This window comes from uncultured Eudoraea sp. (assembly GCF_947260015.1).
Classification (GTDB): domain Bacteria; phylum Bacteroidota; class Bacteroidia; order Flavobacteriales; family Flavobacteriaceae; genus Eudoraea.
Genome location: NZ_CAMYOM010000022.1, coordinates 14,520 through 29,547 on the forward strand (window position 1 = coordinate 14,520; position 15,028 = coordinate 29,547).

The 15,028-nt window shown below is 38.0% G+C and carries 12 protein-coding genes; 6 read left to right on the plus strand and 6 right to left on the minus strand.

Translation table 11 applies throughout. The features are described 5' to 3' along the window. Positions 1-15: 15 nt before the first annotated feature. Positions 16-1,272, plus strand: a complete 1,257-nt coding sequence (locus Q0X66_RS10405) for a tetratricopeptide repeat protein (RefSeq protein ID WP_297706065.1) — start codon at positions 16-18, stop codon at positions 1,270-1,272. Positions 1,273-1,324: 52 nt separating this feature from the next. Here Q0X66_RS10405 and Q0X66_RS10410 read toward each other — a convergent pair whose 3' ends face one another. Together Q0X66_RS10410 and Q0X66_RS10415 are read right to left on the minus strand one after the other, a co-directional pair. After that, positions 1,325-2,077: a C40 family peptidase gene (locus Q0X66_RS10410; protein ID WP_297706067.1), complete on the minus strand. Its 753-nt coding sequence runs from the start codon at positions 2,075-2,077 to the stop codon at positions 1,325-1,327. Between the two features lie 21 nt (positions 2,078-2,098). Then, positions 2,099-3,274 (minus strand): acetyl-CoA C-acyltransferase, encoded by a 1,176-nt coding sequence (locus Q0X66_RS10415; protein ID WP_297706070.1) that lies wholly within the window; start codon positions 3,272-3,274, stop codon positions 2,099-2,101. A 119-nt stretch (positions 3,275-3,393) separates the two neighbouring features. On the opposite strand from Q0X66_RS10415, the gene Q0X66_RS10420 reads away from it, so the two are divergent. Beyond that, a complete protein-coding gene (locus tag Q0X66_RS10420; protein WP_297706098.1) occupies positions 3,394-5,442 on the plus strand; it encodes an HDIG domain-containing metalloprotein in 2,049 nt (682 codons plus the stop codon). Between the two features lie 67 nt (positions 5,443-5,509). On the opposite strand, the gene Q0X66_RS10425 is transcribed toward Q0X66_RS10420, so the two are convergent. The 4 genes from Q0X66_RS10425 to Q0X66_RS10440 all read right to left on the minus strand — a co-directional run bounded on the left by Q0X66_RS10425 (position 5,510) and on the right by Q0X66_RS10440 (position 9,112). Then, on the minus strand, positions 5,510-6,163 hold the full coding sequence (locus tag Q0X66_RS10425) for a tetratricopeptide repeat protein (RefSeq protein ID WP_297706072.1): 654 nt from the start codon (positions 6,161-6,163) through the stop codon (positions 5,510-5,512). A 344-nt stretch (positions 6,164-6,507) separates the two neighbouring features. Continuing rightward, positions 6,508-7,224: a ribonuclease activity regulator RraA gene (locus Q0X66_RS10430; RefSeq protein WP_297692915.1), complete on the minus strand. Its 717-nt coding sequence runs from the start codon at positions 7,222-7,224 to the stop codon at positions 6,508-6,510. Positions 7,225-7,284: 60 nt separating this feature from the next. Then, positions 7,285-8,256: a TIM barrel protein gene (locus tag Q0X66_RS10435; protein WP_297692914.1), complete on the minus strand. Its 972-nt coding sequence runs from the start codon at positions 8,254-8,256 to the stop codon at positions 7,285-7,287. Between the two features lie 37 nt (positions 8,257-8,293). Then, the gene (locus tag Q0X66_RS10440) at positions 8,294-9,112 is read right to left on the minus strand and encodes a hypothetical protein (protein ID WP_297706074.1); all 819 of its coding nucleotides are present in this window, start codon (positions 9,110-9,112) and stop codon (positions 8,294-8,296) included. Positions 9,113-9,309: 197 nt separating this feature from the next. On the opposite strand from Q0X66_RS10440, the gene Q0X66_RS10445 reads away from it, so the two are divergent. The 4 genes from Q0X66_RS10445 to manD all read left to right on the plus strand — a co-directional run bounded on the left by Q0X66_RS10445 (position 9,310) and on the right by manD (position 15,007). Then, complete coding sequence (locus Q0X66_RS10445; RefSeq protein ID WP_297706076.1) at positions 9,310-11,616, plus strand: chondroitinase-B domain-containing protein; 2,307 nt, start codon at positions 9,310-9,312, stop codon at positions 11,614-11,616. A 5-nt stretch (positions 11,617-11,621) separates the two neighbouring features. Continuing rightward, positions 11,622-12,623, plus strand: coding sequence for a sugar kinase (locus tag Q0X66_RS10450; RefSeq protein ID WP_297692908.1), 1,002 nt, complete (start codon positions 11,622-11,624; stop codon positions 12,621-12,623). A 63-nt stretch (positions 12,624-12,686) separates the two neighbouring features. Then, positions 12,687-13,724: a polysaccharide lyase family 7 protein gene (locus Q0X66_RS10455; RefSeq protein ID WP_297706078.1), complete on the plus strand. Its 1,038-nt coding sequence runs from the start codon at positions 12,687-12,689 to the stop codon at positions 13,722-13,724. Positions 13,725-13,789: 65 nt separating this feature from the next. Next, a complete protein-coding gene (manD, locus tag Q0X66_RS10460; protein ID WP_297692904.1) occupies positions 13,790-15,007 on the plus strand; it encodes a D-mannonate dehydratase ManD in 1,218 nt (405 codons plus the stop codon). The last annotated feature ends 21 nt before the right edge of the window (positions 15,008-15,028 follow it).

Here is a 15,028-nt window from a genome sequence, read left to right on the forward strand (position 1 = left end):
TAATACAATTTTAAAATGAAGACGAAACTTTTAATTATAGCAGCTATGTGCTATGCACTAGCCGGATTTTCACAGAAAACAGAAATGAAATCGGCTGAAAAAGCCTTAAAATCAGGTGATGCAGCCAGTGCGCAGGCAACATTAGACGGAATTCAGGGAATGATCAGCGGGGCTGATGAAAAAACCCAGGCAAACTATTATTTTCTTAGAGGAAAAACCTACGCTGATCTTGGCAAAAAAGGTAATAATGAGGCTTATAATGAAGCAATTACATCTTTTAAGAAGGTCTTAAGCCTTGAAGGTGACAAAGGAAAACATGCCGCTGAAACAAATCAGCAACTGACATCAATAACAGCCGATTTGGTTAATTCTGCTGTGGAGGATAACACCAATAAAGATTTCAAAGGAGCCTCTGAAAAGCTCTATTTAAGTTATACACTAAGCCCAAAAGACACTATTTATTTGTATTATGCTGCAAGTAGTGCCGTAAGTGGGGGTGATTACGAAGAAGCTCTTGGTTATTATGAGGAATTGCGAAAAATCGATTATGATGGCAGTGGTATGGTTTATAAAGCTACCAATGTTGAATCGGGCGAGGTTGAAGAAATGGAAAAGACACAAAGAGATTTGATGGTTAAATCAGGAACATATAACAGTCCTAAAGATGAAAAAACACCTTCAAAGAAATCCGAAATAGTTAAAAATATGGCTTTGATTTATTCTCAATTAGGTGACGACGATAAAGCACTTGCTGCTTTTTCTGATGCAAGAGCAAACAACCCTGACGATGTAAACCTGGTCTTGAATCAAGCTAACTTATATTACAAATTGGGTGATAAGGATAAGTTTAAAGAACTTATGGCAGAAGCGGCTAAAATGGCACCGGATAATGCGGATTTGCAATATAATATAGGTGTAATTAATATGGAACAGGGGAATATTGAAGCGGCCAGGGAAGCATATAGTAGGGCATTGGAGATAGATCCGAATTATGTAAATGCTCAGTTGAATCTCTCTACGACCTATGTAGATCAGGGAAATGGTTTAATAGATGAAATGAATACTTTAGGAAATTCTAAGGCAGATATAGCACGTTATGAGGAATTAAAAAGTGAAAAGGATGCCATGTTCAGAACAGCGGCCATAATCCTGGAACAATCTCTGAAAGTAAATCCTGACAATCAAAGCGTAATGACACAATTAAAGAATATTTATGGCGCTTTGGGAGATACTGAAAGTTTTATGAGAATGAAGAAATTACTTGGAGAATAATTTAGTTTATATTTCCAATAAAAAACCCTGGCAATCAATTTGTCAGGGTTTTTTATAAAATCTTTTTTATAACCCTTAATTTATGGGTATATTTTCTCTGTTCTGTATTGAAGATACCAGTGTGGTCCAATCTGTCAATTCTTACTTTACCATGTACATGGATGATAAAATTATCCTTCATAATAATACCTACATGATTTATATTACCTTCATTATTATCAAAAAAAGCAAGGTCTCCAGGTTCACTTTCTTCAATAAAACTAAGGGCTTCACCCTGAGTAGCTTGTTCTTCTTCGCGCCTTAATAATGTATAGCCATTTATCTTGTATACCATTTGTGTAAAGCCCGAAGCATCTATTCCAAAAGGCGATTTTCCTCCCCATAAATAGGGTGCATTTAAATAGTAAAGTGCAGTAACAATCAAATTGGATTTTCCCTTCTTGCCATTTATTGAGGCCCCGTCAAATTGATGTGAAAGTAAATATACACTCTTAACAGAGGAGCCAAGCACTATAGGAATCATTGCCTTCTTCTCATCATTAACATAAGATAACAGATCTGATGAAAATTTATTTTCACCTGAATTTTTCAGGGATTGGTAATCGGATTTTTCAATAGTAACAAATTGATTGTTGCGAATCCATCCTTCAGTGCCATCATAGGCATCGCGAATTTTACTCCAAAACTTTCTTTTTTCCAGAATTTTAAAATGATCACCATAAAGCAGTTGGGTCACCATTTCACTGGAATCTTCTGCAAGAATTCTAATTGATACAATATTAAGGTGACAAATACCGTGATGCATAGGCTACTGTTGCAGCGAAAATTAATTTCTTTCCAAAATAATAGCCGAAGCACCACCACCACCATTGCAGATAGCCGCAGCTCCTATTTTGCCATCATTTTGTTTTAAAACACTTAATAAGGTAATAATTATCCGGGCCCCGGAGCATCCTAAGGGATGTCCAAGGGAGACTGCGCCACCATTCACATTTACTTTGCCGTCATCAAGTTTTAATAGCTTCATATTAGCCAGACCTACAACCGCAAATGCCTCATTAAACTCAAAATAATCAACATCGTCTAAGGAAATTCCCGCTTTGGCAATAGCTATCGGAAGTGCTTTGGCCGGTGCAGTCGTAAACCACTTTGGTTCCTGAGCTGCATCTGCATAACTTTTTATAGTCGCTATGGGCTTTAAACCCATTTCTTTGGCCTTTTCAGCACTCATTAATACCATGGCTGCAGCGCCATCGTTAATAGTTGATGCATTAGCAGCGGTAACCGAGCCATCTTTAGTGAAGGCAGGACGTAATGCTGGTATCTTATCTAATTTTACATTCTTATATTCTTCATCTTCGCTAACGATAATTGGTTCACCCCTTCGCTGAGGTACTTCAACCGGAACAACTTCATCTGTAAATTTTCCCGATTTCCAGGCCTCGGCAGATCGTTTATAGGATTGTATAGCAAAGTTATCCTGATCCTCCCTGCTGAAATCGTGTTCAACTGCACAGGCATCTGCACACACTCCCATGGCATTCTGGTCATAAACGTCAACCAAACCATCTTTTTGCATGCCATCTACCAGTGTTGAGGGCCCAAATTTCTGACCCGTTCTCATATGAACATAATGTGGAATCAGGCTCATATTCTCCATCCCTCCGGCAATAACCACAGAGGTGTCTCCCAGCGCAATAGATTGTGCTGCCTGCATTACGGCTTTCATTCCCGATGCACAGACTTTATTTATAGTAGTACAAGGAACAGTGTCAGGGATGCCGGCAAATATAGCGGCCTGTCTTGCTGGAGCCTGTCCGGTTCCCGCCTGTACAACATTACCCATGAGTACTTCATCAACCTCATTAGGGCTCAGATTTATTTTATCCAGGGCACCTTTTATGGCTATAGCCCCTAACTTTGGAGCCGGAATAGTAGATAAAGAACCCATAAAACTTCCAATAGGTGTTCTGGCTACAGATACGATAACAACCTCTTTCATATGAAAAATCTATTAATTACGCGAAATTAATAAATTAAAGTGCAATGCATTGTGTTTAGTCTCTAAAAGGCAAGCGATGATGCTATTATTTTCTATTTTTGAAGAAGATACTTTCTGCAATGGGCAAAACCTTAGACGGCGTTTATAAAAACCAATCACTTATCTACAAATACATTCTCTATGTTATAACCATAGCCTGTATTGTATTTTTCTTTCCCAGAGGAGGTAAGTTCAAATATGAATTTCAAAAAGGAAAACCATGGCAGTATGAAAACCTTTACGCCCCCTTCGACTTTTCCATTAAGAAAACAGCCGAGGAAATTACCGAAGAAAGAAATGCGATTGAAAGTGATCAGGTAGAATATTATAGTTATGACTTAATAGTGGCTACGGAAGCCTACCAGGTTTTTGCAGATAAATTTCCGCTTGTTTTTAGTGCTGAAAAATTTAGTAACAGATCAAGGCGTATTTTAGAAGAAGTGGGGAAAGAGTTTCTTGATAAAGTATATACTTACGGAATTGTACAAAATGTTGATGACCATATTACCAAAAACAGCCTGTACCTTTTAAAAGATAACGAAGCAAGGCTCCTGCAATCTGATGTCCTTTACAGAATGGGAACTTTGGATGACTCAATTTCCAGGATGCTAATAGACAAGAGGCTTGGAAGTTATGACTCTGACTTCAAAACACTTTTTTTCGATGTATTACAGCCCAATGTTTCTTATGACGAAGAACTTACCAGAAGGGAGCTGGAGGAAGCTATTTCTGAAATCTCTCTAACAAGGGGTAATGTAGATGAAGGTAAACTTATTATTGCAAGGGGAGAGGTAGTAGAGGCTGAGAATTTGAAAATACTGGAGTCCTTAAAAGCGGAATATGAATCGGAACTATGGACTGAAAACAACTACTATTTTATCCTCTTCGGGTATACTATACTAGTTGCACTCGTGCTTATGATGCTGTTTTTGTTTCTCAAAAAATACAGGCCTGAAGTTTTTAGGAATAACGTAAAAGTGACCTTTATTTTCTTTAATATTTTACTCATGGTATTTATAACCACCCTCGTGGTAAAATACAATGAGGCTTATGTTTTTGTAGTACCGCTGTGTATAATGCCCTTAATTCTGAAAACCTTTTTTGATGCCCGCCTGGGACTTTTTGTACATGTACTAACCGTACTTATTTTAGGTTTTGTTGTTCCCAACAGCTTTGAATATATATTTCTACAGATCATTGCCGGGATCGTCACCATTCTAACGGTATCTGAACTCTATAAACGGGCAAATTTGTTTATTTCTGTTGGGCAAATAACCCTTATATACATTATTGGTTATTTTGCTTTTCATATTATTCATGAGGGCAACCTGGACAATGTGAACTGGTATACATTTGGCTTTTTCGTTTTAAATGGTATGTTGACTCTTTTTGCACAACCACTTATCTATATCTATGAAAAAATGTTTGGCATGGTCTCAGATGTTTCTTTGCTGGAATTGTCCGATACGAATTCTAAATTACTGAAGGAGCTCTCAAATAAGGCGCCGGGGACCTTTCATCATTCTCTGCAGGTTGCGAATCTTGCCGAAGCTTCGGCAAATGAAATTGGCGCAAATGCCATGCTCGTTAGGGTAGGGGCCTTATACCACGATATTGGTAAAATGAACAATCCCACCTATTTTACGGAAAACCAGGTAACCAGTATTAACCCGCACGATGATCTGGATCCTAAGGAAAGCGCCAGAATAATCATCAATCATGTAATTGAAGGAATAGAACTTGCCCGAAAGTACAATTTACCGGACCGGGTAATAGATTTTATTAGAACGCATCATGGAACCAGCTTTGTCTATTACTTCTATAAAAAACAAGAGGAATTGGATCAACCATTCAAGGAATCAGATTTCAGGTACCCGGGCCCCATCCCATTTTCTAAAGAGACTGCGATTTTAATGATGGCAGATTCAGTAGAGGCAGCCTCTAAAAGTTTAAATAACCCTACATATCAGATTATAGACCAATTTGTGGAGAAGATCATAAGCGGACAAATGAATGGGAATCAATTTTTAAATGCCAATATTACATTTAAAGAGATTCAAATGATAAAGAAGGTACTTAAGCAAAAATTGACTAATATCTATCATCTTAGAGTAGAGTATCCTGAATAGCCAGGGGAATATTTCAAATACTTCAGTTTAAGGGATCTTGTTGCTATTTCTTCTCGGTACTATTCTCTTATTTTGTCAAATACTTGTCCAACGGTACCAGCAGGTTTTTTGCAGTACTTAATTCTTCAGCGAGGGCCTGGGCTTCGCCGATCATCTCAGTCGATAAGCCGCGAGTAGCCGAAATATTTTGTTTAGCATGGTTTTGTGGTGAGGGATCCATTGTAGCCGAAACCAGAAGCAGCGCAACGCCTGCGACCTTATTTTCTTTCACACCCTGAGCCCGCACATACAGCATGCCTAAATTACCAATAGCCAGTGGATCTCCCTGCACGGATGCCTTGCGATACCACTCATTAGCTTTTGCAAAATCAATTGCAGTGCCCCGACCATTTTCATACAGTACCCCAAGATTAAACTGCGCTGCAGGATTCCCCTGAGAAGCCGATTTATCATACCAAACAACCGCTTCCTTCTCATTTTTGGCAATCCCTATGCCTTGCTCATACATCAAAGCCACATTGAATTGAGAGTCGGCGTGGCCGTCCTTAGCAGCAGTGAGAAACTCTTTGTAGGCGAGAGGCAGGTCGTTGGCCTGATAAGCTGCGATACCCGCTTCGAAATTGGCATTTTCTGCAGCTTGAGCGTGGGCCTCAACCATAAATGACATGGAGGCAATAAGGCACACTCTTAGAGCAAGATTTTTGAAGTTGAATGGTTTCATTTTGTATTGTTTCAAATACCGACGAATTTACGAATTAAAAAGCAATTTTTTGGTCAAACTAGGAGACGTTGGAAGTTAGAAACATCGATAGTTTCACTTTTCAGATAAGTGGCAATGGATTGTTGTAAGTCCTGCTCATCTTTGCAATCAACACTTTCATACCATAAATTGTGCCTTTAAAAATAAAGCTACATTCTAAGGTAAATTTAAAGCAAAATAGATTTCAGACTTCGACTAAAATTCTTTACCGGAGAAATTGTGAGTTTAAATCTAAATTCCGGTTACCTCCGTGATTGGCTGTAAATCAATTTCCATGAGTGGTCTGTAAAGCAGGCCTTGAAAACTTATTTCTTGTCTTTTAACCAGATCTCAAATTCTTTTTTGGATCGTTCATTGGTAAGCGGATAGAGACCAATTATTTCCTGCCCTTCCAATACTTTTTCCATAACAAATTCTTCATACAGAGTCATTTTAAGGCACTCATCTGCTACTTCATCTGCAAGATTAAAAGGAATAATTATGACGCCGTCATCATCGCCAACAACGACATCCCCGGGAAAAACAGCAACATCTCCACAACCTATAGGTATATTTATGTCAATTGCCTGGTGCAATGTCAGGTTTGTTGGTGCAGAAGGCATATTATGATAAGATGGTAGGGGCAAGGAAGCGATTTCAGCGGAGTCCCTGAATCCGCCATCAGTTACGATTCCTGCGGCCCCTCTTACCATTAAACGAGTAGCCAAAATAGATCCGGCAGAGGCCGCTCTTGGATTCTTTCTACTGTCAATAATTAGTACAGCACCCTCCGGGCACTCCTCAACTGCCACACGTTGCGGATGTTTAGGATCTTTAAACACCTCAATAGGGTTCAAGTCTTCTCTGGCCGGAATGTATCTAAGAGTATAGGCTTCCCCAACCATGGTTGCCTTACCCGGCTGGAGTGGTTTTACGCCTTGTATAAACTGATTCTTTAAACCTTTTTTAAACAGGCAGGTGGCAATAGTCGCCGTACTCACTTTCTTTAGTTTTTCTCTGGTTGATATAGTTAATTTTGACATGAATTCATTTTTATAATTGTTTTTCATAAATGACACTTGGTCAATGATAAAAAATTGACTCTAGGATGCTCTTTTCCAAACTTCTCTTAAATAATGGAGATCCTTTTTCATTTGCTTAAATACTTCTTTTTTGTCCATTGACAACTTCGTGCTTCCATGTTCGGCCCCACCCAAATCGTATTCTAAATGAAGCGAAACGGGAACGTTAATCTGATTTTTCTTAAGCAAAGAGAAGTAGCGTTCAAAATCCACCATGCCTTCCCCTAGAGGGGTATTGACAGGTTTCCACTTTCCATCTACCTTGCCCCATTTAAAGTCTTTAATAACGATAGTTTTGATAAACGGTTTAATTATCCTTAACCCAAGCTCCCAACTACTCCCACCTTCTACCACAGCATGTCTGATATCATATTGGCAACCCAAATTTTCGTTATCGGTAGTCGACAGTATTGGTGGCAAATCCCAAATCGGCGCACCTACATGATTACCAGCGTGATTTTGATAGCATCCGATTAGTCCTAATTTTTTGTTGAGTACTTCTAAGTTTTTGAACTTTTCCTTATATATTGCCTGACTTTCACTTATGGTCCTATCCTCAGGATAGGTCAACCAACCTGTGCGGTAATGTGTAAAACCTAACTTACTTGCCGTTTCCAATACGATTTTGTCCTCTTGGTTTTCGGAATCAAGAACGTTCGTAGTAATCATCTTCGGATTTAGGCCGTATGATTTCATTGCGGCCACTGCTTTGGGTAAATCAACTGTTACCCTTTCTGGCAATACATGACCTTTTGGTCTTACCGTAAGGTCTAGACCATCAAAACCCATTTCAGCAGCGGCTTCAGACATATCAGTATAATTAAGGAATTGTAAGTGTTTTGAAAACAAATGTACTTTTAAACCATTGTCTACTGAGTTTTTAGATCCAAATAAACCATTAGGCATGCTATTTATTGGGAAAATAAGAGCCGAACCGGCAATAGTCGATTGCTTAATAAAATTTCGTCTTGTTCTTAGTGTCGATTTTTTCATTTCAGTCGATGCTTTACTTTTAACTATTAATACATGATCATTGGTCTTGCAAGGATCTTAGTCCATCAATATTCTGAAATAAAACCTTTTTTACATCTGAGTTTTCAACATGTCCCAATATTCCCCAAGGTCCCCTAAATCCTGATTTTATAAATATCTTAATCATCTCTTTTTCATAATCTCCCTTACCAATGGCTAAGATTTTGTTTCCATTCTTTTCCATACCATTAAGATTCACAGCTTTTAGATAAGGTATGACGGCATTCGCTATCTGAGGAATATCTTCAATACTGCCATGCGCGTGATGAAAATTATAGACCATACCCAATTCATGCTGTGGCAGGGCTTTGATTACCTCTAATTGGTAATATGGATTTCCGAACCATCCGCTATGGTTATATAAAGCAACCTTGCAATCAAGTTCGGCCGCTCTCATGGCTATAACATCAATTATTTTAACAGCCTTTGATAGCGATTGTTGGTGGTTGAGGTCCTTGAAGAAATTTTCACTAAGACTTACCCAAAATGTAGTTTTAAGGTTTAATTGTTCTATAATTTTGAACAATCTTTCGTTTGCATGGCTTAGCTGCTCAATACCGTCCCTCTTGGCATTTAACCAAATCCAGACAGATAAAATTTCGATATCGTTATCCATGGCAAGTTGAAGTTCTAAAGATGTATCCTCAAGGTGCCTATCCCGCCAATCATATGCGTACTTGTTAAATCCTATTTCTTTTATCAATGCGATTCTTTCTTTTGGGGAACGCTCCAAAGAATCATATGCGACTATACACCATGGGTAAGTATCTTTTAACTCAATTTTATAAAAATCCTGGGCACTGGAGCATTGGACCATTAAGAACAAGAAAGACAGAAAAAAGTTCAGTAAATTTAGGTTTATTATGCTATAATGCGTTTTTACCATTTTGATTTTTCCGAATTGACAGGATATTAGTAAAACTATTGGCAATTCAACAAATATACATATATTTGGTAAACCAAACTGGTAAACCAATCTTAGATGTAAGTTGTGCCTTCAAAAATTTATTAATTATGAAGAGAATATTAACTGTACTGTGTTTGTTATTTATTTTCAACGCTTGTGAAAATAAGACCAATCAGAATACCAAAATAGTAAGCAATCCTGAAGAATTAGGAGAAGCGATAAAAAATGCGCAGCCTGGCGATGACATTGTGTTGGCTAATGGCATTTGGAAAGACGTTCAAATTAAATTTATAGGAGAAGGTACTGAAGACAAACCAATATCAATAAAAGCAGAAACTCCGGGAAAAGTTTTTTTGGAGGGTGTTTCAGATTTAAAATTTGGAGGAAACTATTTAATAGTTGAAGGGCTACATTTTAGGAATGGTCATTCGCCTTCTGATGCAGTAATTGAATTTAAAGTTGATAAGACAAAAATAGGAAACCATTGTATTGTTACTAATTGCGTGATTGAAGATTTTAATAAACTAAAACGTGACAATTCAGATCGTTGGGTTCAGTTTTGGGGAAGGCATAATGCCTTAAGTAATTGTTATATTGCCGGCAAAACTAATAGAGGCCCAACAGTTAGAGTTGATCTAAGCGGGAATGAAAATATAAATAACTATCATCAAATAGTAAATAATCATTTTGGGCCAAGACCACCAAAAGGAGGACCAAGTGGTGAGACTATTCAAATAGGTAATAGTTATACCTCAATGACTCCAAGCTATACAATGGTTGCCAATAATTTGTTTGAGGAATGCAATGGTGAGGTAGAAATTATTTCAAGCAAAACCAATTTTAACGAGTTTAGAAATAACGTGTTCTATAAAAGTGAAGGTTCTTTAGTGACCAGACATGGAAATTATTGCACTATAGATGGCAATTATTTTATTGGTGATGGTGTAAATCAAAATATTGGAGGTATCAGAATCATCAATACAGGACATTGGGTTACAAATAATTATTTTTTTAATATCAAAGGGAAAAATTTCAGAAGTCCATTAGCGGTAATGAACGGAATTCCAAAATCACCATTAAATAGGTACAACCAGGTAACAGATGTTGTTGTAGCTTATAATACGTTTGTTAATTGTGACTCACCCTGGCAGTTTGGTGTTGGATCCAACATTAGCCAAAAAGATGTGTTGCCTTTATCTGAAATCAGATCTGCAAGACCATTACGTATGCTTGTAGCAAACAATGTTATTTATAATGAAAAAGGTGATCCCTCACCGATTATCGAACATGACAAAGCCGATGGCGTAACGTTTAAAAGCAATGTCATCAATAATCAAAATGTAGCGTTTAAAGCTTTTGAAGGATTAGAAGCAAAAAGTTTTGAGATGAGTGAATATGGTGAAAATATATTAATGCCTTCAAGCAGTTTTGAAGTTGAGCCTTATGAAGGTTTTGGATTCGAAACCATTTCAAATGACCTTTTTGGAAACTCAAGAGAAAACAATAATATTGGAGCTGTTGTAGACATTAAAGCTAAGGACCCAATGATTTTAGATAAATCTAAATATGGAACATCCTGGTATCCTGGTGAAGTGGAGGCTAAAGAATCTAAAACTTTCGTTGCAACAAATAAAACAGATGACCTGGAAGCAAAAATTGGGGAAGCTGAAAATGGAGATATTATTACATTAAGTCCGGGAATATATACTCTTAACCAACCTCTGGCGATTAATAAAAATATTACAATTCAATCACAGGGTGAAAAAGCTGAAATTATATTTACAGGAAGTGAAGACACGCCAGCTTTTGAATTACACCCAAAAGGATTTCTAACCATTAATAATGTTTCCTTAAAAGGAACAAAATCACAATACGCATTCGCTAGTTTAAAAGAAAACATGTTTACACATTTTGGGCTGTCAGTTTCCGATTGTGATATCGCTGATTTTAAATATGCGTTGAAAGTGTACAAAGAATCGTTTGCAGAACGTATCACTTTTGACAACACATCATTTTTGAACTGTGAAAATGGTTTGGAATTATCTGAAGAAACCAACGATAAAGGAGATTATAACGCGGAATATTTAACCATAAATAACTGCAATTTTAATGGCGTTAAAGCTAATGTTATAGATTACTACAGAGGTGGATATGATGAGTCTACAGTGGGGGGCAATCTGGTGGTTGCCAATAGCATGTTTACAAAATGCGGTGCTAAAGAGGAAAATGGAATTTTAATCAACACTTACGGTATCGTTAATGTGGATATTTCCGGAAACCAATTTATGGACAACAGAGTAAAGTTGATTGCCCGCCTATGGGGAGCAAAAAATAATACCTATTCGAATAACGAAATAAAAAACTCAGGGGAGTTTATAGTTGAGGAAAATCTTCCCCTTAAATTGATGTACTAGAAATTATGGCTAAAAAAGTAATAACCTTTGGTGAAGTAATGATGCGATTGTCCCCACCGGGCTATGAGAAATTTTCACAGGCTTCTTCATTCGAACTTGTTTATGGAGGTGGTGAGGCGAATGTGGCCATTTCATGCGCTTATTTGGGCATGAAAGCCGCCCATGTGACCCGTTTTCCTGATAATGCCCTTGGCAAAGCGGCCACACAATTTTTACGTAAACATTGGCTAAGCACCGAACACGTTATTTATGGCGATGACATGATGGGTAAGTATTTTCTTGAAAAAGGTGCAGTGCATAGACCAAGTGAGGTGGTTTACGAAAGAGAAGGCTCATCTTTCTCCTTAATTGAACCTTCAATGGTAAATTGGGAAGTTGTGCTCAAAGACGCCGATTGGTTCCATTGGACAGGGATTACCCCGGCCATTTCGGAAGGTGCCTACCAATGTTGCTTAGATGCCATTAAAACAGCGAACAAATTGGGAATAACTGTTTCAGGAGACATTAATTCGCGCAGCAACATGTGGAAATATGGCAAAACCATGCAGGAAGTTATCTCCGATTTAGTGCAAAATTGCGATGTTGTGATTACCAGCAGCCGGGGAATTCGCGAAACGTTCGGCTTGGGACAACCTGAAGATAATTTTCAGTTTTTAGCCAAACAGTTGATAAATCTTTTTCCCAATGTCAAGAAAGTGGTCAAGAAAACCAGAAGGCTCATAAGTGCTTCACACAACCAAATACAAGGTAAAATGTGGAACGGGGAAGCGTATATTAAAAGCGAAATGCTGAACATTACCCACATTATAGACCGTGTGGGTACTGGAGATGCCTTTGCCGCTGGCCTCATCTATGGTCTATTACATTATGATGATGAAAAGGCTTTGGATTTCGCATCGGCTGCCTGTGCCTTAAAACATACGGTTCCCGGGGATGTAAATTTAGTGTCTTTGGAAAACGTATTAGGTTTAATGGAAGGGGACACTTCCGGTGAAATAAGAAGGTAGTTTTTTAATGAACAATATACCCCACGTTCCATTTCAAAAAGAATTAATCAAAAATCTAATATGATGGGCAATAAAACTCTTAAATCATTAGTGCAATCTCTTTTAATGATTGGCCTTGTATTATTCATAAACAGTTGCTTTGATAAAGCCAAAAAATCTAAAAATGAAGACTCTAAGGCCACAATTTATCCGAGCGATGTAATTCCCTTTATGGATGAATGGAAAATTCTTTTAGGTGATGGTACTCGCTCTGAGGAATTAGTGAATTATGAGAAGAAAGATTTCTTTTATGTTGCAAATGATGGAAAAACAGATTGGGTAGTTTATAAAACACCTAATTCTGGTATTACCTCACGCACATCAAGTAACACAAGAACAGAATTAGGGCAAAAAGCACATTGGGTTCCCGAAACAGGGGGTAAATTAACAGGTACATTAAAAGTACAGCACGTTTCAACCACAGGTGATGCAAGAGTTCCCTCTTCTTATTCAGTAGTGGTTGGGCAAATTCATAGTGATGAAGGACACGAAAACGAACCTTTAAAAATCTTTTATAAAAAATTTCCAGGTCATACAAAAGGCTCAGTTTTTTGGAATTATGAAATCAATACAAAAGGTGATAATTCTGGAAGATGGGATTTTTCAACAGCAGTTTGGGGATATGATTTTTCAGTTGTTGGGACAAATCCAACGACATATCCAGATGAACCAGAAGATGGTATTGCCTTAGGTGAAGAGTTCACCTACGAAGTAAATGTTTATAACGGTATTATGTACCTCACTTTTACTAGTAATGGACATGAGACTAAAACATTCACAAAAAGCTTACTGAAATCAGATTTTGCGAAAAAGTCTGACATTCCACAACAAGTTTTGACCGTATACGCGTCAAAAGGACGAGACGGAATTGAACGTGAAAATGCCTATGCTGGTGAAATTCAGTATTTTAAACAAGGTGCTTATAATCAGGCTAACGGGAAAAGTACTAAGTCAGAAACTTTTGATGGTGATATAGCAAAACAATATGCCAATGGAAGTTATGCAGAGATTTGGTTTAAAGACGCTTCTGTAAGTTCTGGTACATTGCCAGGAAAAGAATAATTTCTATGGATTACTTTGGCAAAATTCTTCATTAAAACCAAATTGGAATTCCAAAAGATACTAGGATGAGAATAAAGGATATAAAAGTTTTTGTTTGCAGACCGGGGCGCAATTTTGTTACCGTTAAGATTATAACAGAAAATGATACTTACGGGCTGGGAGATGCCACTCTTAACGGTAGGGAAATGGCTGTAGTAGCTTATTTAGAGCAACATATCGTTCCCTGTCTTATAGGAAAGGATGCCCATCAAATCGAGGATATTTGGCATTACCTATACAAAGGAGCCTATTGGCAAAATGGTGCTGTGAGTATTGCTGCTATTGGTGCCATAGATATGGCGCTTTGGGATATCAAGGGAAAGCTTGCCCATATGCCGGTCTACCAACTACTCGGTGGAAAAAGTAGAAAAGGAGTTAGGGTATACGGTCATGCCAATGGGGAAACCATAGAAGAAGTTCTGAAAAACCTGGGTACTATGATAAAAAAAGGATACAAAGCTGTGCGCTTACAGTGTACCATTCCCAATACGAAGGGTACGTACGGTACCATGGAGGGCAAAAAAAACTATTATGAATTACAGGGGAATCGACCTTTACCGCCAGAACAAAAGTGGTCGACCACCAAATACATGAATTTTATTCCTGAACTCTTTAAACAGGCAAGAGAGAAATTTGGCTATGAAATAGAGCTATGCCACGATGTGCATAGCAGATTGACCCCTATCGAGGCATCACGATTGGGCAAACTATTGGAACCTTATAAGTTACTTTTTATAGAGGATCCAGTGACCACTGAAAATGCCGAAGGCTATAAAATCATTAGAGAACATACCAATACACCTTTGGCTGCAGGAGAAAAATTCAACACCCTTTGGGATGCCAAAGAGATGATACAAAACCAATGGATAGATTATGTGCGAACTGCGGTCACACATGGCGGAGGATTAACACCGCTAAAAAAATTGGCAGACTTTGCATCTTTATATCATGTGCGAATGGCACCACACGGAGCACCAGACCTTTCGCCCGTTTGCTTAATGGCACATATGCATTTTAATCTTTGGGCCCCTAATTTCGGTGTCCAGGAATTTATCGGTTTCGGCACTCCTGAGCTGAACGAAGTGTTCCATTACAAAGTTGAATTAAAAGAAGGGTTGTTGTATATGGATGACAAACCCGGATGGGGCGTTGATTTCGACGAGGAAGCAGCAAAGAAATACCCCTACAAGCGATCGTACCTTCCTATAAATCGGTTAGAAGATGGCACCTTATGGAATTGGTAAAACGCAGCCATCAGAGAAAGC

Excerpts from the sequence above, each read along its gene's own strand:
- Q0X66_RS10405 (WP_297706065.1), top strand. The coding sequence starts at position 16 with ATGAAGACGAAACTTTTAATTATAGCAGCTATGTGCTATGCACTAGCC.
- Q0X66_RS10410 (WP_297706067.1), bottom strand. The coding sequence starts at position 2,077 with ATGCATCACGGTATTTGTCACCTTAATATTGTATCAATTAGAATTCTT.
- Q0X66_RS10415 (WP_297706070.1), bottom strand. The coding sequence starts at position 3,274 with ATGAAAGAGGTTGTTATCGTATCTGTAGCCAGAACACCTATTGGAAGT.
- Q0X66_RS10420 (WP_297706098.1), top strand. The coding sequence starts at position 3,394 with ATGGGCAAAACCTTAGACGGCGTTTATAAAAACCAATCACTTATCTAC.
- Q0X66_RS10425 (WP_297706072.1), bottom strand. The coding sequence starts at position 6,163 with ATGAAACCATTCAACTTCAAAAATCTTGCTCTAAGAGTGTGCCTTATT.
- Q0X66_RS10430 (WP_297692915.1), bottom strand. The coding sequence starts at position 7,224 with ATGTCAAAATTAACTATATCAACCAGAGAAAAACTAAAGAAAGTGAGT.
- Q0X66_RS10435 (WP_297692914.1), bottom strand. The coding sequence starts at position 8,256 with ATGAAAAAATCGACACTAAGAACAAGACGAAATTTTATTAAGCAATCG.
- Q0X66_RS10440 (WP_297706074.1), bottom strand. The coding sequence starts at position 9,112 with ATGGTCCAATGCTCCAGTGCCCAGGATTTTTATAAAATTGAGTTAAAA.
- Q0X66_RS10445 (WP_297706076.1), top strand. The coding sequence starts at position 9,310 with ATGAAGAGAATATTAACTGTACTGTGTTTGTTATTTATTTTCAACGCT.
- Q0X66_RS10450 (WP_297692908.1), top strand. The coding sequence starts at position 11,622 with ATGGCTAAAAAAGTAATAACCTTTGGTGAAGTAATGATGCGATTGTCC.
- Q0X66_RS10455 (WP_297706078.1), top strand. The coding sequence starts at position 12,687 with ATGGGCAATAAAACTCTTAAATCATTAGTGCAATCTCTTTTAATGATT.
- manD (WP_297692904.1), top strand. The coding sequence starts at position 13,790 with ATGAGAATAAAGGATATAAAAGTTTTTGTTTGCAGACCGGGGCGCAAT.